At 36.1% G+C, this 19,392-nt stretch carries 19 protein-coding genes; 14 read left to right on the top strand and 5 right to left on the bottom strand.

Annotated features, from left to right (window positions below; translation table 11 throughout):
- Window positions 1–112: 112 nt before the first annotated feature.
- Window positions 113–2,068, top strand: a complete 1,956-nt coding sequence (locus SB679_RS22060) for a hypothetical protein (RefSeq protein WP_410704451.1) — start codon at window positions 113–115, stop codon at window positions 2,066–2,068.
- Between the two features lie 118 nt (window positions 2,069–2,186).
- Entirely contained in the window at window positions 2,187–2,990 is an 804-nt protein-coding gene (gene proC, locus SB679_RS22055; protein WP_410704450.1) for a pyrroline-5-carboxylate reductase, read from the top strand.
- A 30-nt stretch (window positions 2,991–3,020) separates the two neighbouring features.
- On the opposite strand, the gene SB679_RS22050 is transcribed toward proC, so the two are convergent.
- Together SB679_RS22050 and SB679_RS22045 are read right to left on the bottom strand one after the other, a co-directional pair.
- The gene (locus tag SB679_RS22050; RefSeq protein ID WP_410704449.1) at window positions 3,021–3,602 is read right to left on the bottom strand and encodes a hypothetical protein; all 582 of its coding nucleotides are present in this window, start codon (window positions 3,600–3,602) and stop codon (window positions 3,021–3,023) included.
- Window positions 3,603–3,733: 131 nt separating this feature from the next.
- Window positions 3,734–4,105, bottom strand: coding sequence for a nuclear transport factor 2 family protein (locus SB679_RS22045; RefSeq protein WP_410704448.1), 372 nt, complete (start codon window positions 4,103–4,105; stop codon window positions 3,734–3,736).
- A gap of 92 nt (window positions 4,106–4,197) precedes the next feature.
- Here SB679_RS22045 and SB679_RS22040 point away from each other — a divergent pair, with 92 nt between their 5' ends.
- Window positions 4,198–4,539, top strand: coding sequence for a winged helix-turn-helix transcriptional regulator (locus SB679_RS22040; protein ID WP_410704447.1), 342 nt, complete (start codon window positions 4,198–4,200; stop codon window positions 4,537–4,539).
- On the opposite strand, the gene SB679_RS22035 is transcribed toward SB679_RS22040, so the two are convergent.
- Window positions 4,536–4,958 carry a VanZ family protein gene (locus SB679_RS22035; protein ID WP_410704446.1) on the bottom strand — a complete coding sequence of 141 codons (423 nt, stop codon included), beginning with the start codon at window positions 4,956–4,958 and terminating at the stop codon, window positions 4,536–4,538. The genes SB679_RS22040 and SB679_RS22035 overlap by 4 nt on opposite strands.
- Before the next feature lie 55 nt (window positions 4,959–5,013).
- On the opposite strand from SB679_RS22035, the gene lnt reads away from it, so the two are divergent.
- Window positions 5,014–6,651: an apolipoprotein N-acyltransferase gene (lnt, locus tag SB679_RS22030; RefSeq protein WP_410704445.1), complete on the top strand. Its 1,638-nt coding sequence runs from the start codon at window positions 5,014–5,016 to the stop codon at window positions 6,649–6,651.
- A 115-nt stretch (window positions 6,652–6,766) separates the two neighbouring features.
- On the opposite strand, the gene SB679_RS22025 is transcribed toward lnt, so the two are convergent.
- Window positions 6,767–8,476 (bottom strand): T9SS type A sorting domain-containing protein, encoded by a 1,710-nt coding sequence (locus SB679_RS22025; protein ID WP_410704444.1) that lies wholly within the window; start codon window positions 8,474–8,476, stop codon window positions 6,767–6,769.
- 239 nt (window positions 8,477–8,715) lie between these two features.
- Here SB679_RS22025 and rpmB point away from each other — a divergent pair, with 239 nt between their 5' ends.
- The 5 genes from rpmB (at window position 8,716) to SB679_RS22000 (ending at window position 10,705) form a co-directional block, all read left to right on the top strand.
- The gene (gene rpmB / locus SB679_RS22020) at window positions 8,716–8,958 is read left to right on the top strand and encodes a 50S ribosomal protein L28 (protein WP_002976757.1); all 243 of its coding nucleotides are present in this window, start codon (window positions 8,716–8,718) and stop codon (window positions 8,956–8,958) included.
- A gap of 3 nt (window positions 8,959–8,961) precedes the next feature.
- Complete coding sequence (gene rpmG / locus SB679_RS22015; RefSeq protein WP_034715299.1) at window positions 8,962–9,144, top strand: 50S ribosomal protein L33; 183 nt, start codon at window positions 8,962–8,964, stop codon at window positions 9,142–9,144.
- Between the two features lie 19 nt (window positions 9,145–9,163).
- Window positions 9,164–9,316 carry a DUF4295 family protein gene (locus tag SB679_RS22010; RefSeq protein ID WP_082002123.1) on the top strand — a complete coding sequence of 51 codons (153 nt, stop codon included), beginning with the start codon at window positions 9,164–9,166 and terminating at the stop codon, window positions 9,314–9,316.
- Between the two features lie 111 nt (window positions 9,317–9,427).
- The gene (ftsY, locus tag SB679_RS22005; RefSeq protein WP_410704443.1) at window positions 9,428–10,381 is read left to right on the top strand and encodes a signal recognition particle-docking protein FtsY; all 954 of its coding nucleotides are present in this window, start codon (window positions 9,428–9,430) and stop codon (window positions 10,379–10,381) included.
- A gap of 69 nt (window positions 10,382–10,450) precedes the next feature.
- A complete protein-coding gene (locus tag SB679_RS22000) occupies window positions 10,451–10,705 on the top strand; it encodes a GlsB/YeaQ/YmgE family stress response membrane protein (RefSeq protein WP_034715304.1) in 255 nt (84 codons plus the stop codon).
- Window positions 10,706–10,778: 73 nt separating this feature from the next.
- On the opposite strand, the gene sppA is transcribed toward SB679_RS22000, so the two are convergent.
- Window positions 10,779–12,533 (bottom strand): signal peptide peptidase SppA, encoded by a 1,755-nt coding sequence (gene sppA / locus SB679_RS21995; RefSeq protein ID WP_410704442.1) that lies wholly within the window; start codon window positions 12,531–12,533, stop codon window positions 10,779–10,781.
- 21 nt (window positions 12,534–12,554) lie between these two features.
- On the opposite strand from sppA, the gene folK reads away from it, so the two are divergent.
- From folK to SB679_RS21970, 5 genes are all read left to right on the top strand, one after another.
- Entirely contained in the window at window positions 12,555–12,971 is a 417-nt protein-coding gene (folK, locus tag SB679_RS21990) for a 2-amino-4-hydroxy-6-hydroxymethyldihydropteridine diphosphokinase (protein ID WP_410704441.1), read from the top strand.
- A gap of 21 nt (window positions 12,972–12,992) precedes the next feature.
- Window positions 12,993–14,099: an OmpA family protein gene (locus SB679_RS21985; RefSeq protein ID WP_410704440.1), complete on the top strand. Its 1,107-nt coding sequence runs from the start codon at window positions 12,993–12,995 to the stop codon at window positions 14,097–14,099.
- A 60-nt stretch (window positions 14,100–14,159) separates the two neighbouring features.
- On the top strand, window positions 14,160–15,683 hold the full coding sequence (locus SB679_RS21980; protein ID WP_410704439.1) for an OmpA family protein: 1,524 nt from the start codon (window positions 14,160–14,162) through the stop codon (window positions 15,681–15,683).
- A 213-nt stretch (window positions 15,684–15,896) separates the two neighbouring features.
- Window positions 15,897–17,336, top strand: coding sequence for an OmpA family protein (locus tag SB679_RS21975; RefSeq protein ID WP_410704438.1), 1,440 nt, complete (start codon window positions 15,897–15,899; stop codon window positions 17,334–17,336).
- Window positions 17,337–17,413: 77 nt separating this feature from the next.
- Complete coding sequence (locus tag SB679_RS21970; protein WP_410704437.1) at window positions 17,414–19,315, top strand: ATP-dependent DNA helicase RecQ; 1,902 nt, start codon at window positions 17,414–17,416, stop codon at window positions 19,313–19,315.
- Window positions 19,316–19,392: the final 77 nt, after the last annotated feature.

Raw genomic sequence — 19,392 nt, 5'->3', positions numbered from 1 at the left:
AATTCTGTAACAGCCTTACCCAACATTATGATGAATTTTGCAAGACATTTTTAAAACAAAGGGAGCAGTACTACGTATCTCCTTAATTAATAATCATCAAAATTCTAATGCAATGAAATGCAAACTATCAAAATTACTATTTTTTGTAATTTTCCTCTCCCAATTGGCTTTCTATAAAGCCCAGGATAAAATCACCATACAAAAAGTTGAAGTAAACGGAACAGTATACACCTCATTAGCTCTGGTACCCAAGGGAGTTCCTGTTACCCTCAAAGTTTACTTTAACATCAAAAAAAACTCTTCTCCCAATGAAATGGGAAATAATGTAAAATTAATTGCGAAAAAACTAGGCACAAATTATCAGGTTTTTGTTCGTACACTGGGTAATTTCCCTATGAATAATGGACAAAGTGTAGATTATGTATTAAGTGAAACCGTGAATAACTCATCTGTTTTAATCGATACCAGTGACAGTGGTAATCTTTATATGACATATGTCTACGGTGGAAGCTTTACAACAGTCGCTTCCAATTTATTTCCAATGAAATTTATAGATAATCCTGTTATAACCAACCCCGTAAATAATAATACGATATCGGGTAGTGTAATCACTGACTACATGACAACAGCAACTACGATTACAGGAAGTGAGCCGGTGGTGTCAAGCGGAGGATATACGTATTACTGGCAAAGAAAAAACCCTGGAGGAAATTGGTATAATTTAAACTCCGGGACGATAAACACTAAAAACTATACTCCACCTGCTGCTGAAAATAGGTACAATTACCAATTAAGAAGAGCTGTACAACCAACTACCGTCGGCTTGCAAGCAAGTTACAGTAACGAAGTAAATGTACAGGTAAGAATAGGTGAAAATAAGATTACTGAAAATATAACCAATAACGGTAGTTCGGTCATCCGAACCCTAGTAGGCAGTACGCCTAAAGGTGGAGATAATGTATTCACCTATCAATGGCAGGAATATAACAATCCCGTTTGGACCTATATTTCTAATGCAACAGCAATTGACTACACTCCTCCTGCAAATTCAATAGGAAAGACTTTCAGACGTATTGCAAAAACACCATCAGCACTGGAGAGTTCAAGTAATACAATAACAATGAATGACTTAAAAATATTTGGTAATTTAATAACAGTGGAAACTTTTGACAGTAATAAAGGAACTATTGATGATCAAAAGGTTATGCCTGGGCAAAAACCAGTACTTAACAGGCTCAGCACCTACACCTCAAGTAATCTAAAAAGTGGAAGTGGACAACCCCTTTCTATTCAATGGCAAAGCAAAACCGAAGCAGGGAACTGGATAGATATTGCAGGAGGAACGAATGAAATTTACACCATAAACACCCCTTTAACTCAAACATTACAATACAGGAGAAAAGTGACCTCTTTATACGTACCAGATAGCGAAAGTAACATTATTACCGTTCAGGTATCAACAGAACCCGCTATTGAAAACAACATAATTTCTTTCGATCCGTCTAACGTAGACCGTATTATTGGAACAACGCCTGCTGGAGGTGATGGTAACTATTTATACATCTGGGCTGCAGACGTTCACCCTGATGATTCTATCGGAGAAATGATTTATTGGGGAGCATCCACTGGCGGAGAAACTACCATGTCTGAATACATCAATCAACTTCCTATCACCAGTGACGAATACCATCTTACAAGATATGCTATTTCCGATGGAGTTTGGAACAGATCCAATACACTGATATACTCTGTCTCGGGAGGAATTATTCAGGGTAAAAAAGCAAATAATAACTTGTTTGCCACAGCATCACCTGCTAAAGAAGTAATAGCTACAGTGAACGAAAACAACCTGTTATTTTTCTTTAAAAACTACACTGGCAGCACTGCAGAAATACATCTTGTGAATTTCTTAAATGGAAGATCAGAGAAAATCATGAATGTACATATTAAGGATGATAAAGCAACAACAAGCTGGACATTCCCGACACAATACCTTCAAGGGATCTATGGATACAAAATTATTTTCAATGATGGTACCTTACAGTCAGGAAAAGTTATTAAAAAATAATACGATTAGCCTTTTACTTAAAAGCAACCGGACATCCGGTTGCTTTTTTTATGTCTCAACATTCTATCTGTTTTAAAAGAAAAACACTATTTTAGTTATCTATTAAAAAGAACACAGTATGAAAATAGCAATTCTCGGAGCGGGAAATATGGGTTTATCCTTTTCAAAATCTTTTTTAAAATATGAACTGATAAAGCCTGAAAACCTTCATTTAATTACAAGAAATCAATCCAAACTCTCCAAAATATCTGAAGAATTTCCCAAATCAAAAATCTCCATTTTTGAAGAAGTGCAGGAATTGGATGCGGATCTTATTATTATAGCCGTCAAACCTCAGGATTTTCAAAATGTTGCCGAAAATTTTCGTTTTACATTGAAAGAAAACCAAATGGTTTTATCCATCATGGCGGGTATGAAAATTTCAAAAATTCAAAAGTTATTGAATCATCCGCTCGTGGTAAGAGCGATGCCTAACTCCCCTACTCTTTTAGGAATGGGAATTACGGGATACACCGCAGCCGAAGGAATATCTTTCAGCCAGCTCATCAATATTGAAAGACTACTGAACAGCACCGGAAGATCGGTGTATTTAGAAAATGAAGATCTGCTGGATGGCGTTACAGCACTTTCCGGAAGCGGCCCTGCTTACTTTTATTATATTGTAGACGCCATGATAAAAGCCGGTGTAGAAATGGGAATTGATGAAAACCTTTCCAAACTTTTTGTTAAACAGACCATGCTGGGTGCTTTTCACCTGATCAATAATTCCGAAAAAAACCTGGAAGAACTTATAAAAGATGTGGCTTCAAAAGGCGGAACAACTGAAGCGGCCTTACGGACATTTGAAGAAAACAATCTCAAAGAAACCTTGAAAAAAGGAATTCTAAACGCTGAAAAACGTGCCAGAGAACTGAACGGATAACCATAAAAAAAGCAGGAAATTTCCTGCTTTTTATTTTCTTACCATCGGAATCTGCAAATTAACAGGCCGGTTTTCTTCAATATCAAAACCTCTTCCGTCTATATTTCTTGCACCCCAGAACATCATATCATTATAAAGATACATAAGATCATATTCTTTAAAAATATCGCCTTCCTTTAGTCCAAAAGGAACAAATGCTTTCTTAAAAATATCCTGAGAATGGCCCGTTTCCCATGTTTCAAAATTTTCTTTGGCCAGCGTATTTAAAATTCCAGTAAAAGCTTCATTAAGCGGAGTTACCTCATATGCTTTATCTGCCGTAAAATTAACCTTCTGAGCGCCTGCTGCAATAGGATGATCACCCTCCCACTCTGTGCTGCCTTTGATCAGCATTTTCACCAGCGGAATTTGCCCCAAAGCATCGGCATAATTAATTATTTCCAATTGAAACCCATCGTCCGGCAAAAAGGTAAATGCCCTTGTCAGATAAAATGGTTTTAAACTGCCGTCCGGATTTTTAAACGCACTGGGCCGAACTTCAACTGCAATACTTTTCCATTCACCTAATGCTTCTTTTTTAATTTCTTCTGAGAATAATCCTTTTTTATCCATCTTTAATTGTTTTTAGTATATCAAAAATAATGTATTTGTTTTATAATCTACGGTCGCATGAATGATAAAACATACTTCATTTTGGTTTTAAAAAATTCCTTCAAATCTTTTATAAATAACATTGATCTCTTTTATTGTATAGGGAACATTGCATTACCATTTGCTGATTGAGCGGAGGATATTTCTTCTTGCATTACATCCCAATGTTCCGCTATCTTTCCGTTTTCTATCCTGAAAATATCCACAGCTATCATATTTTTTCCGTTCCAGTTTTCATAACGGCCATGAATCATGACAATATCATCATTTTCAGTCATTATACCCGGTTCATAGGAAAAATCCGCAGGTAAAGAAGGTATAAATTGTTTCAAAACTTCTGTCCCGTTCGGAATTCCCGGATTATGCTGAATATAATTTTCAACAAAACAGGTATCAAAAGCTGAAATATCTCTTCTAATAAATACATCTGTAATTGCTTTCAGAACCAATTCTTTATTACTCATTTTTAATTGTTTTTGTTGAAACAAAATTATTACATTTGTCCCATAACTCATATTAGTTATTATTTTATCACCTAGTACATTTTTTTAGACTCATGGAAAATAAAAGGAAAAATAAAGATTTCAACCCCAATAATTGTCCGGTAACTCATTTTTACAATAAGGTAGGTGGAAAATGGAAAACCGTCATCTTGTATGGAATCAGTAAAAATGTCAACCGTTTCGGGATCCTGCAAAAAGCAATCCCCATGATTAGTAAGCAAATGCTCGTGAATCAATTGAGAGAACTGGAGGAAGATGGTATCATTGAAAGGAAAATTTACGTTGAAATTCCGCCCCGTGTTGAATATACTCTCACAGAATACGGAGAGTCATTCATGCCCATACTGTATACAATTCAGGATTGGGGAATTAATGACATGAGATTACAACATTAAAAGACAAAACGGGGATATTTATTTTCAAGGTATCTACAGATCATCCATCCCAAAAACACACCGAAAGTGTTCAGTATAATATCATCTACTTCAAAAATTCCCATTCTGGTAAAATACTGGAGTGCTTCTACGATGGTGATTGCAGAAATAAAGGAAAAAAGCAGTGATTTCAATTCTTTACACTGAGGAAAAATCCATCCCAGAAATCCAAACGGAATAAACATCACTATATTCCCGGCAACAATCATTATGATATCTTTCCAGGAAATACATCCTTTAATAAAATTAATGGTAGAGATGATAGGCGCTACCGTTAAAAGGTTATCCTCATACTGCGTTCTGCCCATTCCCAAAAACATGAGATACAGCAAAAATAAAGTATAAGGAATGATAATAATTTTATAAAATTTCTTTAACATCAATTGCAAATTTATTCATTTCAAAAACATTAAATTTGTGTGTTAAATAAATTTAATGAAATACGTTTTACTTACGCTCATTTCAGCGATGCTACTGTCCATTTCATGGCCAACTTATGGAGTTCCGTTCTTCATCTTTTTTGCCCTCGTTCCTCTTTTGATGATGGAACACGGCGTTTCTAAATTTTCAGCATACAAAAGAAAAAGCTGGGTTGTTTTCGGACTTTCCTATGTTTGTTTTGTAATCTGGAATATTGTAACGACCGGATGGCTGTATGGCTCAAAAAATCCTGATGGAAGCCATTCTATGATGGCCGTTGTATTTCCGGTACTGGTTAATTCCTTTCTCTATTCGCTGGTTTTTCAATGTTACCATTGGTATAAAAATGCTCAGGGAACGTATTGGGGACTGGGATTTTTAATTGCCATATGGATGAGTTTTGAAAAATTCCATCTGAACTGGGAATTTACCTGGCCATGGCTGAATTTAGGAAATGTATTTTCCGATTACCCAAAATTAATACAATGGTATGATACATTAGGGGCCACAGGAGGCAGTTTCTGGATCCTGCTGATCAACGTTTTAGTGTTTTATACAATACGGACCTGGGAAGCCGGAAGAAAAAGAAAAGACCTTATTTTAAACAGTTCCATTACAGGACTGTTAATTATACTTCCGATGATTATTTCATTGATTAAATACAATAATTTCAATGAAAAACCTATTGGACAGGTTAGTGTATTACTTCTTCAACCGAATCTTGATCCTTATGACGAAAAATATTCCAAAGACAGTCTTACGATAGAAAAAGATCTGCTTGCTCTTGCTGAAAAAAATTCAAAAGGAAAGATTGATTATTATATTGCCCCTGAAACTGCTCTTCCGGGAAGCGGCTCTATTTCTGAAACCGCTTTTGAAAAAAGCCTTCTTTTAAATAATGTTAAAGAATTTTTAACTCAGCACCCCGGTTCTGTATTTGCAACAGGAATTTCCTCCCACCGGTTTTATCTTAGCCAGAACAATCTTCCAAAAGAAGCTTACCAGCTTAATCCCGGACTTTGGGTAGAAAGGTATAATTCTTCCGTTCAAATTGTTCCTAATCAGAAAGTGGAGGTTTACCATAAAGGAAAATTGGTTCCCGGCGTTGAAATTTTCCCTTACATGAGTGTATTCAAACCTCTTTTAGGCGATGCTATGATTAATCTGGGCGGAACAGTGGCTTCCTTGGGAACCGATAAAGAAAGAGTCGCTTTTTCAAATCCTTACAATAAAGGAAAAATTGCTCCGATTATCTGTTATGAAAGTATCTACGGAGAATTTGTAACAGATTATGTAAAAAAAGGCGCTAATTTTCTTGCCATCATGACCAATGATTCATGGTGGGGCGTATCGGAAGGGCACAAACAGCTTCTTTCCTATGCTAAACTGAGAGCTATTGAAACCCGAAGAGAGATTGCCCGTGCTGCCAACAGCGGAATTTCTGCACATATCAATGCAAAAGGAGAAATTACAGAAGATACATTTTATGGGGATACAACGGCATTGTATGCCAAATTAAACCTTTATGACCAGCAGACTTTCTATGTAAGAACAGGTGATTTACTGACCCGAATTTCAATATTTGCCTTAGGTTTCTTACTGTTCTATTTTCTAATTAAAAAGGTTCAGAACAAACTGCAAAAGAAAAAATAATCCTGATAAGATAAATACTATAATTTCCCTTCTATAAAAGAAAGACGGGACTGATAAACAAAAGAAAAGCCAGCTGGACGTCTGGCTTTTCACATGGATAAAACAAATGATTCAATTATTTAATGATAAGTTTTTTGGTGGTTATTTTCTCTTTTATTTTTAATTGTAAGATATAGGTTCCTTTTGTCAGGTGAGAAGTATTGATGGATTGATCATTATTCAAAATAATATTCATTTTTTGGCCGTCTACAGAATACATTTCAGCCGACGAAACCTTTCCTCCTTTAATAAAGACTTTCTCAGAAGCCGGATTAGGATAGATGCTGAACTGTTCATCAATAGAAACATGTTGAGTTGCCAGTATACCTTCCGTGGAAGGATCAGAATATGTTTTTGAAGCATCAATAGAACGAACGCTCCAATAGACATCCTGAATGGATGGATTAAGCTCTAAAAACCATGAAGGAGTAGTCACTACATATTTAGCAATATCATGAGCTCCCGGAGTTGATCCCACTTTAATTTCATACCGCAACGCATTCACAGGAGTTTTGTCATCTGAAGCTCCGGTCCATGAAAAATTAAATCTGTTTCCGTTTTTTATAAGGCTAAGGTTTGCAGGAGGCACGGGCTTCAAATTGGCTTCGGCAGAAGCATTTTTGAAGATTTTAGTAAGTGAAGGCATATCCGGATCTGCCCAATCAAATCCGGACAGCAGAACATCAAGATGATGATCATTGTCAGAGTCAAGTAAATGTACAAAACCCGGACCTCCTAAAGTATACAAACCTGTAGGTATATTTTCAGTAAATGTTTGATTGGTGGAATCATAAATAAAAGATTTCACAACCGCATCGTTATTTTCATCATTCCCTGAAATCATAAAATCATAATATCCATCGTTGTTCAGATCCCCTACACTTACAGATGAATCTGAAATTGAAGGAATATTGAGCTGCTGAGCCGTAAGATGTCCGGCTCCGTTATTCATTAAAACAGCAAGGTATCCGTCATAATTAGAATCCTGAGCTGAAACAATTACATCCTGATAACCGTCACCATTGAAATCAGCAAATTCTATAGTACCGCTTGATAAAGGAATAAGTGTCTGAGAAAGGGTTAAATTACCTCCTTCATTCAAATACACCTTACATATCGGGTTACTGTTCTGATCAAAACCCAGAATCACCATATCAAGAAGATGATCATTATTAAGATCTACCATTTTAAAGCTGCTGTTCTGCGTTCCTTCCATCCAGCCTGCAAACTGCTGAAAACCATTTCCTGTATTCTGATAATAGTCCAGCTTATTCACAAAACCGGTCCCGTCATATTGGGTTCCGTTAAGCGCATAATCGAGTTTTCCGTCATGATTAAAATCAAAAACATCCATCGAACCATAAATCTTTCCCGGAAGGTCAGCCTCTTTTACAAAGCTGCTTCCTGTATTCCGGAACCGGTAATGTTTATAATTCACAATATCCATATAGCTTAATCCGGTAGAAATAATATCCGGCAGTCCATCGTTATTATAATCAATGAATTTTATATCTCCAAGATGCGTTGCATCAACGCCAAGATCTGCATAAGGAACCAGTGTTGTTCCATTATTTCTATAAACTTCATTAAAACTTGTATCTACATTTCCATCTCCGTCAGAATCTATCGCCCCATTCACTACAATATCCTGGAAACCGTCATTATCAATATCAGTGATATCACTGGCAGAATAGTAAAAATTTTTCATACCGGTCTGAATTTCAGTAAAATTCTGTGCTGCCATACCTATCGAAAGCATCGATAAAAGAATAGAGATCCTCTTCATATTATTTTTATTTAGATTAATTAAAAACAAAGATATAATATTAAGTTCTCCGTTCTGTAGAAAGGATATATGAATTTTATCAGTCTGAAAAAGCCCTATTTCTGGTGTTTCTTTCTATTTTCAATTTTAAAGTATTAATCAGGCAGTTATTTCGAAATATTTTGCAAAATATTTGTCTATCTAAAAAATTCTTCGTTATTTTGCACTCTCAAATATTATACAAATAAGAACATCGAGATATGTCAAGAATTTGCCAAATAACAGGAAAGCGTGCAATGGTTGGTAACAACGTTTCTCACGCTAATAACAAAACGAAGCGTCGTTTTGAAATTAACTTATTGGAGAAGAAGTTTTACCTTCCGGAGCAAGATAAGCACGTAACACTGAAAGTATCAGCTCATGGATTGAGAGTGATTAACAAGATTGGAATCGAAGAGGCTATAGAAAGAGCAACTAGAAACGGATTGATTAAAAAGAATTAAAACATGGCAAAAAAAGGAAATAGAGTTCAAGTGATCCTTGAATGCACAGAGCACAAAGAGAGCGGTATGCCAGGAATGTCTAGATACATTTCTACAAAAAATAAAAAGAACACTACAGAGAGATTAGAGCTTAAGAAGTTCAACTCTGTTCTTAAAAAGTACACTCTTCACAAAGAAATCAAGTAATTTATAAATATAATTTACCATGGCAAAGAAAGTAGTAGCAACCCTACAAAGCGGACAGTCAAAAAAAATGACTAAAGTTGTGAAAATGGTGAAGTCTTCTAAATCAGAAGCTTACGTTTTCGAAGAAAAAGTAATGAATGCAGACGAAGTGGATGCTTATTTGAAAAAATAAGCTGCGCTTTATTTACAATATAAAAAACTACTCATCTTTTGGGTAGTTTTTTTGTTATCTTTGTGATAAAGAGATCTATCACAACATCTTATATATATTCAAAATTCTAGTATGAGTTGGTTTAAAAACATTTTCAAAAAAGAAGAAAAGGAAACTTTAGATAAAGGGTTGGAAAAATCCAGCCAGGGTTTTTTCGAAAAAATGACTAAAGCCGTAGTCGGCAAAAGCAAAGTAGATGATGAAGTACTGGATGAACTGGAAGAAATACTTATCGCATCCGACGTTGGCGCATCAACCACCATCAAAATTATTGAACGAATTGAAGAACGTGTTGCCAGAGATAAATATATAAATGTAAGTGAACTGGATTCTATCCTTCGCGAAGAAATATCAAGACTTTTACTGGAAAATCCGCATGCAGGATCAGGAAATATTGATGAAACCAAAAAACCTTATGTGATCATGGTAGTCGGCGTCAATGGCGTTGGAAAAACTACCACTATCGGGAAATTAGCTCATCAGTTTAAATCTGAAGGCAGAAAAGTAGTTCTTGGAGCTGCAGACACCTTCAGAGCAGCAGCAGTCGATCAGTTAACGATCTGGAGCGAAAGAGTTGGTGTTCCTATTGTAAAGCAGGATATGGGCTCAGATCCAGCTTCTGTGGCTTTTGACACGGTACAAAGTGCTGTTGCTCAAAACGCGGATGTTGTGATCATAGATACTGCGGGAAGACTTCATAACAAGGTCAACCTGATGAACGAGCTTTCAAAAATGAAAAGAGTAATGCAGAAAGTTATTCCTGATGCACCTCATGAAATTCTACTTGTCCTTGACGGTTCTACAGGACAAAATGCCTTTGAACAGGCAAAACAATTCACCGCTGCCACTGAAGTAAATGCACTGGCAGTAACGAAGTTAGACGGAACAGCCAAAGGTGGTGTCGTTATCGGTATCTCCGATCAGTTCCAAATTCCGGTTAAGTATATTGGTGTAGGAGAAAAGATGCAGGATCTGCAATTGTTTAATGGTACGGAATTTGTAGACTCATTCTTCAAGAAAAGATGATTTCTATCATGTTTTTTGTTATGTTAACTCAACAAATTCACAATATTAACACTTAAAAAATTTGAAACTATGGGAATTTTAACTTGGATCATATTTGGTCTTATCGCAGGTGCAATTGCAAAACTTATTATGCCGGGAACTCAAGGTGGTGGCTGGTTAATGACGATTATCTTAGGAATTGTTGGAGCTTTCGTAGGTGGATTTATAGGCAGTACTTTAGGATGGGGAACTACAGACAGTTTCGATTTCAGAAGTATGCTTTTAGCAGTAGGAGGAGCACTGATTGTTCTTTGGGTATATGGAATGGCCACAAAGAAGAGCTAGTAGCATTACATACAAAATAAAATCCCGGATCTGAAATTCAGATCCGGGATTTTTGTATACAATATAATTTAGTTTATTCGATTTTTATCTGGTAAGGCATTTCCATTTTTACTTCAGACTTCAGTTTCTTGTCGGTAATCTGTTGTAAAATTTCATAGTTGGCTTTTCCGATCTTATTTTTAATAATCCTTGCAGAGATCCCGTCTTCATTAAGGTCCTGGAAAATCTGTTCAAACGGAGACATCTTTTTAGGATAAGAAGCTACGTTGTAAGATTTCAATCCTGCTTTCTGTGCTGCAAATTTCACCGCATCATTCAATGTTCCCAGTTCATCAACCAAACCGATCTGCTTGGCACGAGTACCGCTCCATACTCTACCGCCCCCTACACTGTCAATCTGCTCAAAAGTCTGTTTTCTGTTTTGAGTAACAAAATGCACAAATCTTTTGTAAGTACCTTCCACACTTCTTGTGATAAGACTTACCCCGTAAGGGCTCACCCCATTTAATGCAGAATAATACTGAGAGTTAGCATTTGTAGCAACAATGTCTGAACGAATTCCGTTTTTGTTGGCAATATCTTTATAATAAGGAATCACTCCGAAAACTCCGATTGACCCGGTAAGTGTATTAGGCTCTGAATAAATTTTATCTGCCGCCATAGCAATATAATATCCTCCTGACGCCGCATAGTCTCCGAAAGAAACCACTAAAGGTTTTTTCTTTTTCAACTGCTGAAGTTCAAATAGAATTTCATCCGAAGCATTCGCACTTCCTCCCGGAGAGTTTATTCTGAACACAACTGCTTTCACTTTATCATCATCCTGAAGGTCTTTAATGTATTTAATATACTTTTCAGAATTGATATCATTATATCCGTCTCCGTTATTAATTGATCCTGAAGCATACAATACCGCTACTTTTTCACCGGATTTATCATCATCGGAATAAGAACTGATATAATTGGCCAGAGAAATCTTATTAAGCTTCTCTTTTTCTTTTAAACTTAATTTAGCCTTGATGATCTCATCATATTGTGTCTTTTGAATCAGCTTGTCAGCAAGTTTATATTGTATTCCTAATTCAGGAATCATACCATATAAACTATCTACCACCGTTTTGAACTGAGTGGAATCAATCTTTCTTGAACCAGCCATTTTAGCAGAGGTATTCTTCCAAAGATCATTCAATAGTGTACTCAGCTGTTCTTTATTTTCCGGTGAAATATCATTTCTTAAAAAAGGTTCTACCGCAGATTTGAATTTTCCATGACGGATCACTTCGATACCAATCCCATATTTATCTGCAAAATCTTTAAAGAAAGTAACTTCAGTTGCAAGACCTTTCAATTCGATCATCCCTGATGGATTAAGATAGTACTGATCAGCAACAGATCCTAGATAATAAGCAGACTGTGAAACCGCATTTCCGTACGCATATACAAACTTTCCGCTTTTCTTAAAATCTTCAATCGCATTCCTTAAATCATCAATTTGGGTAACTCCGGCATTCAGATTATCCGTTTCAATACTAATTCCTTTAATATTATCATCAGTCTTGGCTTTATTGATAGCTTCTAATGCATCATAAAGCAGAATATTTTTATTTTGGTTATTAATATTAAATAAACCTACCTGTTCTTCCGTTGGGCTGTCTATAATATTCGTCTTTAAATTAATGGTAAGGATAGAATTCTTCTTTACCACCACAGATTTATCATTTCCCATCGCACTAAATACGAGCATCATAATGAAAAAGAAGAAAAACACGACAAAAAGTAGAACAATAGCTACTATATTTGCCAGGACATTTTTTAAAAAACTTTTCATAAAATCAATCAATTTTCCAATATGTCGCAACATAAGGTAGTTTTGTTACTGGGAAGTAACCTTGGAGATCAAAAAAAAAATATAGAACTTGCTGTACAGAAGATTAATGAAGGCGAGAATGAAATGTTAAAAATCAGTGAATTTTTAATGTCCGAACCAGTAGAATTTGTTAGTTCCAATATTTTTTGTAATATTGCACTAGTAATATTCACTCGTTATAGACCTATTCAACTGCTTGATTTCGTTAAAGGTATTGAAATTGAGATGGGAAGAATAAATGATTCAAAAGTCTCTGGAGGCTATGCTGACAGAATAATAGATATAGATATCATCAAGTATGACGAATTGAATTTCAAATCAAAAAGGTTAGAAATCCCTCATCATAAACATCTTTTTGAAAGGGAGTTTTCTAGTATATTATTAAAAGATTTTATTTAAATAAAACATAAAACATATCGTATGAAATTAGGTTTATTATTATTAGCCGTTCTTCCTATTGCAGCTTATGCTCAGGATAGCATCGCAGTAAGTTCCTCAAACGAGTACCCTAATACTTTTTCCTCAGGCTCTGCCAATGTAAAACCTTTTGACAATAAATCCAGAAGATTCAACGACTGGTCTATTTCTGTCGGTGGTGGTACAGCGTTTATGCTCCATTCTGATCTTACATCTTTACATAAAAAGATCAATTGGGGATATAACGCATACGTAAGTATTGATAAGCAGATCACTCATACTTTCGCATTAAGCGTAATGTATATGAGAGGTGAAACAAAACAAACAGCTCAACTGCCAGGAACTGCAGGCCAGTTGGCTGGTGTAGGTACTGCAACCACAAAGTTTAATCAGGTATCTTTAGTAGGAGATGTTAACTTTTCTAATTTATTAAGAAGGGTAGATAATCATTCTCCATTCAGATGGGCTTTCCATGGTTACGCAGGAATTGGTTTCCAGGGGTACAATACCTCTTTGCATGATAATAACGAATTCAGATGGAGCGAAACTCCTAAAAGAGTTCCTTTATTTATCCACCAGGACTTTGATATCAATTCCCTGTTTTATCAATTCGGTATGGGGGTAAAATATAATGTTTCAAGACTTATAGATGTTGAGGCAAGAACAATGTACCTTATAAGTGGAGACGACGAATTTGATGGTGGCGGATGGGCTGGCCCAGCTGATTACGATCCTGCATCAACCGTTTCAAAGTATAACATGATCAAAAAATCGAGATCAGACAATGCTTGGACAGTGAGCTTAGGAGTCTCTTTCAAATTAGGAAAACATTTATCTCATTTAGCTTGGCATGATCCACTTCAGGAAGCTTACTACAGAACCAGCGTTTTAGAAAATGCTACTACAGATTTTGTGGTTTGTGAAAAAGGTGATGCTGATAACGATGGTGTATGTGATGATTGGGACAGACAGCTTGATACTCCTGCTGGTGCAAGAGTAGACGGTGCTGGTGTTGCTTTGGATATGGATCTTGACGGAGTTATCGATCTATATGACAAATGTGTAACAGTTCCAGGGCCTGTAGAAAATAATGGCTGCCCAGTAAAATAACAAATAATCAAAACACAAATTGTTTTTCAAAAAAAACAATTCATTTATAATAAATACACGATGAAATTAAGTTCAGCAATCGTTGCATTAGCAATGGCTCTCCCTTCAGCCGCTTATGCACAAGATTCAACAGCAGTTTCAAACGGAAAATATCCAAACACATTTTCCTCAGGTTCTGCTAATGTTTCTCCATTTACCAACCAATCGAAGAGGTTCAACGACTGGTCTATTTCAGCAGGTGCTGGAGTACCACTTATGCAGTCAGCAGATTTAACCTCTATAAAGAATGGTAATGGTAAAAACCTTTTTGGATACTCTGCCTATGTAAGTATTGACAAAGCCATCACTCATGCTTTTGGTTTGAAATTACAATATGACAGAGGTGAAACCAGACAAGGTTGGTTCAACACAAAAGATGCTGCTCCCGATGCAACAGCAGTAGGGGCAAGAACTCAATACGATGCGATCTCATTATTAGGAGACATTAACTTCTCTAATCTTTTGAGAAGAGTTGATAACCACTCTCCTTTTAGATGGGCATTGCACGGATATGCAGGTATTGGTACCATTGCATACAGAGCTTACCAGAAAGATGCAACTGGTCAAAGAATGATGACTGAAGTTAAACCTTTCAAATTTGGATCTATGTTCGCACAGGCGGGTGCAGGTTTGAAATTTAAAGTAAACAGAAGAATCGATATCGAAGGTAGATTAATGTATGTCGTAACCGGTGATGATGAATTTGATGGAGGTGGTGCTAATTATAGTGCGATCAACCAACGTGAAGAGCAAGTATCTGATAACTTCTTCAACGCTACTTTAGGGGTTTCTTTAAAATTAGGAAAACACGAGTCTAACTTAATGTGGCATGATCCGCTTCAGGAAATCTATTATAAACTTGATGTTTTGGCTAACAAAAACCAGGATGTTGAAGTTTGTAAGAAAGGTGATGGTGACAATGATGGAGTATGTGACGATTGGGACAGACAGCTTGATACTCCTGCCGGTGCAAGAGTGGACGGTGCAGGTGTTGCCCTTGACACAGATCTTGATGGAGTAATTGACCTTAATGATAAGTGTGTAACGGTTCCGGGACCTGTTGAAAACAACGGTTGTCCTTATCCGAAAAAAGATAATCGTGAGACCGCTACTGAAGTAGAAAAAACCCTTAAAGATATCTATTTTAACTTCAATAAAGCTACGATCAGACCTGAATCTAACGATAAATTAGATCTGGCTGCTGAAATTATCAAGCAAAATGGGGGGAATTATTTATTGACAGGACATACCGATATCAAAGGAAGTGCTGCTTATAATTTAAGACTTTCCCAGGAAAGAGCTGCAGCAGTAGTTGTTGCTTTAGAAAACAGAGGAATCGATCAAAACGTACTTAAGTCAAAAGGAGTAGGCTCTGCAGAAGCGAGAGTTCCTGCCTCTGCTTCTGATGCTGAAAGATTAGCTGACAGAAAAGTTACGGTACGATTTATAGAAAATACTGATTGGAATTCTATACAGAAGAAAGACTATGAAGACGCTCCTGTAAAAAAACCAATCAAAAAAGTATCTTCAAAAAAGAAAAAATAATCTATTAATACTCGGGATAAACCGAAAACTATGTTTTTCGGTTTATCTATTTTATTTTTCATTACGAAATATTTTACTTACCTTTATATAATTTTCAGAATAATAGGTATAAAATATATCAATTTTATTGACTGCAATTTAGAGAACTAACGATGTAAAAATTGTTTTTTCAGCAGATAAATCATTTAAATTAACTAAAAAGAAAATAACACTATGAAATTAAGTTTAGCAATTGTTGCATTAGCATTAGCTGTACCTACAGCTAGTTATGCACAAGACTCAACAGCAGTTTCAAACGGAAAATATCCAAACACATTTTCCTCCGGTTCTGCCAATGTTTCCCCATTTACGAACCAATCAAAAAGATTCAATGATTGGGCTATTTCTGTTGGTGCCGGCGTGCCTTTAATGCAATCTGCAGATTTAACGTCTATAAAAAATGGTAATGGGAAAAATCTTTTTGGATATTCTGCCTATGTAAGTATTGACAAAGCCATCACTCATGCTTTTGGTTTAAAGTTACAATATGACAGAGGTGAAACCAGACAAGGTTGGTTCAATACAAAAGATGCTGCTCCCGATGCAACAGCAGTAGGGGCAAGAACTCAATACGATGCGATCTCATTATTAGGAGACATCAACTTCTCTAATCTTTTGAGAAGAGTTGATAACCACTCTCCTTTCAGATGGGCATTGCACGGGTATGCAGGTATTGGTACCATTGCATACAGAGCTTACCAGAAAGATGCAACTGGTCAAAGAATGATGACTGAAGTTAAACCTTTCAAATTTGGATCTATGTTCGCACAGGCGGGTGCAGGTTTGAAATTTAAGGTAAACAGAAGAATTGACATCGAAGGTAGATTAATGTATGTAATAACCGGTGATGATGAATTCGATGGAGGAGGTGCTAATTACAGTGCAATCAACCAACGTGAAGAGCAGGTATCTGATAATTTCTTCAACGCAACTTTAGGTATTTCTTTAAAATTAGGAAAACACGAATCTCACTTAATGTGGCATGATCCGCTTCAGGAGATCTATTACAAGCTGGATGTTTTGGCTAACAAAAACCAGGATATTGAAGTTTGTAAAAAAGGAGATGCCGATAACGACGGAGTATGTGACGATTGGGACAGACAGCTTGATACTCCTGCCGGTGCAAGAGTTGACGGTGCAGGTGTTGCCCTTGACACGGATCTTGATGGCGTAATTGACCTTTACGACAAGTGTGTAACAGTTCCGGGACCTGTTGAAAACAACGGTTGTCCTACTACTCCTACAGCAGGACCTGTAGTAGAAACGGAAACTAAATTAGAAGGTATTGAGTTTGATTTAAATTCTGATAGAATTTTACCATCAAATACTCCAATTCTAAACAACGCAGTAAACTATATCAACTCTTCAACTGGTTCTTACAGTGTGATTGGAGCAACAGATACAAGAGGTACTGATGCTTACAACCAAAAATTGTCTGAAAGAAGAGCGAATAACGTTAAGAATTATTTAATCAAAAGCGGAGTTCAGTCTACTAAGCTTAACGCTTTAGGAAGAGGTGAAAAAGACCTTAAATATCCTGAATGTGAACCAGCTACTAAATGTCCTGAATGGAAAAACAGAGCAAATAGAAGAGTTTACTTCGAAGCTAAATAATAAACTTTTAGTAAATTATATAAAAGTCACGCAAGGCGTGACTTTTTTTGTTGTAATACTTTCCTTATTTTTACCTCATGATTTCTCAACAGGATTTTCAAAAATTAAAATATGACACCCTAAAATATTTTTGGGGATATGATGATTTTAGAGATTCTCAGGAAGAAATCATCAATGCTGTCATCAACGAAAAAGACAGTTTGGTTCTCTTACCAACCGGTGCCGGAAAATCACTCTGCTACCAGCTTCCAGCTTTACTGAAAGAAGGAACCTGTCTTGTTATTTCTCCATTGCTGGCCCTGATGAAAGATCAGGTCAACCAGCTTAAATCCCGTGGAATAGAAGCCGAATATTTATCTTCCGAACTGGATGAATATGATGCAGAAACCATTTACAGCCGCTGTAAGGAAGGACTGACAAAACTTTTATATGTTTCTCCTGAAAGACTTACAAACAATCAATTCCTTCAAAATATTCAGGAAATACAATTGTCATTTATTGCGGTAGATGAAGCACACTGTATTTCGGAATGGGGACAGGATTTCCGTCCCAGCTATCAAAATATAAAAAATTTCAGAACAAATATTCCTGAAATTCCTTGTTTGGCGCTAACGGCAACTGCCACGCCAAAAGTATTGGAAGAGATTAAGAACAAACTGGAACTTAAAAGCCCAAACGTCTTCCAAAAAAGTTTTAAAAGAGATAATATTAAAATTTTCACAGAAGAAGTTTCTGATAAATTCCAGCGTATTTTTGATATTTTAAAACATACCAATGATTCGGGAATTGTTTATGTACGTACAAGAAAAGAAGCCGAGCTGCTGACTGAGTATTTACATAAAAACCAGCTGAAAAATGTTGATTACTTTCACGCAGGATTAACGACAAAAGAGAAAAATGCCAGACAAACGATCTGGAGCAACAGTGAAACGAATGTATTGATTTCTACCAATGCTTTTGGGATGGGAATTGATAAGGATAATGTTCGTTTTGTAATCCATTATTCTCCGGCTCCTTCCATTGAAAATTATTATCAGGAAATCGGAAGAGCAGGAAGAGATGGAAAAGACAGTTTTGCATTTATGCTTTGGAATAAGCAGGAGCTTTTGAATTTCGATCAGATCTTAAAAAATCAGATTCCTAATAAAGCAGAGTTTCTTAAAATTGTAAGCTACCTCTACTCTATTTTTCAGGTGGCGGAATTCGAATTGCCTGAAAAAGTATTCCAGTTGAACACGGTAGGAATACAAAACTTTACAAAGTTATCCAGAGCTAAAATTAATAATGTACTGAACTTCCTGCACAACCAGGAAATCATTTACTTTAACGACAACAAAAGCCTGTCTTCTTTACAGCTTTTAATGCATGCTGATGAGATTGATCAGCTGCCTCAAAAAGACGCCTATTTCATAGAGCTTATGCTTCGTACCATTTCCGGTATTACCACCCATAAGGTAATGTTCAGTGAACAACAGGCCAGTAATAAATTAGGAATCAGTATCGACCTGATTAAAGAACGTCTAAAGGAATTGCAGAAAAAAAATTATCTGGAATATGTGGATGGTGCTTTATCAAGTATAAAATTCTTAAAACCCAGAGACGAAAGAGTTGTTAATGCTGCTTACTGGAAATTGTTTGAACACATTCAGCGAAACAAGATCCAAAAGTGGGAAGAGATGAAATTTTATGTAGAAAATAAAGACTACTGCAAAATGAAATTAATTCTTTCTTATTTCGGAGAGAAGAATTCTAAAAACTGTGGCCAGTGTTCTGTTTGTGAGAAAAATAAACAATCCATTTTCGGGAAAAACATTTCTATGCAGATCATCAATTTATTATCCAAAAGAGCCTCAACGATTGAAGAATTGTCTGTTCAGCTGAGCTACCATTCCAAGGAGAACATTTTAGAAAATCTTATTTTTCTGTTAGATTCCGGAAAGGTAAGAATGGTGAATTTCAGAACGTATGCGCTGGCGTAGGTGTTTAGTGTTTAGTGTTTAGTGTTTAGTGTTTAGTGTTTAGTGTTTAGTGTTTAGTGTTTAGTGTTTAGTGTTTA

This window comes from Chryseobacterium sp. SIMBA_029 (assembly GCF_046535275.1).
GTDB lineage: Bacteria > Bacteroidota > Bacteroidia > Flavobacteriales > Weeksellaceae > Chryseobacterium.
Note: the sequence above shows the minus strand (reverse complement) of the source record. Positions and strands in the feature narration are given on the sequence as shown.

Excerpts from the sequence above, each read along its gene's own strand:
- SB679_RS22060 (WP_410704451.1), top strand. The coding sequence starts at position 113 with ATGAAATGCAAACTATCAAAATTACTATTTTTTGTAATTTTCCTCTCC.
- proC (WP_410704450.1), top strand. The coding sequence starts at position 2,187 with ATGAAAATAGCAATTCTCGGAGCGGGAAATATGGGTTTATCCTTTTCA.
- SB679_RS22050 (WP_410704449.1), bottom strand. The coding sequence starts at position 3,602 with ATGGATAAAAAAGGATTATTCTCAGAAGAAATTAAAAAAGAAGCATTA.
- SB679_RS22045 (WP_410704448.1), bottom strand. The coding sequence starts at position 4,105 with ATGAGTAATAAAGAATTGGTTCTGAAAGCAATTACAGATGTATTTATT.
- SB679_RS22040 (WP_410704447.1), top strand. The coding sequence starts at position 4,198 with ATGGAAAATAAAAGGAAAAATAAAGATTTCAACCCCAATAATTGTCCG.
- SB679_RS22035 (WP_410704446.1), bottom strand. The coding sequence starts at position 4,958 with ATGTTAAAGAAATTTTATAAAATTATTATCATTCCTTATACTTTATTT.
- lnt (WP_410704445.1), top strand. The coding sequence starts at position 5,014 with ATGAAATACGTTTTACTTACGCTCATTTCAGCGATGCTACTGTCCATT.
- SB679_RS22025 (WP_410704444.1), bottom strand. The coding sequence starts at position 8,476 with ATGAAGAGGATCTCTATTCTTTTATCGATGCTTTCGATAGGTATGGCA.
- rpmB (WP_002976757.1), top strand. The coding sequence starts at position 8,716 with ATGTCAAGAATTTGCCAAATAACAGGAAAGCGTGCAATGGTTGGTAAC.
- rpmG (WP_034715299.1), top strand. The coding sequence starts at position 8,962 with ATGGCAAAAAAAGGAAATAGAGTTCAAGTGATCCTTGAATGCACAGAG.
- SB679_RS22010 (WP_082002123.1), top strand. The coding sequence starts at position 9,164 with ATGGCAAAGAAAGTAGTAGCAACCCTACAAAGCGGACAGTCAAAAAAA.
- ftsY (WP_410704443.1), top strand. The coding sequence starts at position 9,428 with ATGAGTTGGTTTAAAAACATTTTCAAAAAAGAAGAAAAGGAAACTTTA.
- SB679_RS22000 (WP_034715304.1), top strand. The coding sequence starts at position 10,451 with ATGGGAATTTTAACTTGGATCATATTTGGTCTTATCGCAGGTGCAATT.
- sppA (WP_410704442.1), bottom strand. The coding sequence starts at position 12,533 with ATGAAAAGTTTTTTAAAAAATGTCCTGGCAAATATAGTAGCTATTGTT.
- folK (WP_410704441.1), top strand. The coding sequence starts at position 12,555 with ATGTCGCAACATAAGGTAGTTTTGTTACTGGGAAGTAACCTTGGAGAT.
- SB679_RS21985 (WP_410704440.1), top strand. The coding sequence starts at position 12,993 with ATGAAATTAGGTTTATTATTATTAGCCGTTCTTCCTATTGCAGCTTAT.
- SB679_RS21980 (WP_410704439.1), top strand. The coding sequence starts at position 14,160 with ATGAAATTAAGTTCAGCAATCGTTGCATTAGCAATGGCTCTCCCTTCA.
- SB679_RS21975 (WP_410704438.1), top strand. The coding sequence starts at position 15,897 with ATGAAATTAAGTTTAGCAATTGTTGCATTAGCATTAGCTGTACCTACA.
- SB679_RS21970 (WP_410704437.1), top strand. The coding sequence starts at position 17,414 with ATGATTTCTCAACAGGATTTTCAAAAATTAAAATATGACACCCTAAAA.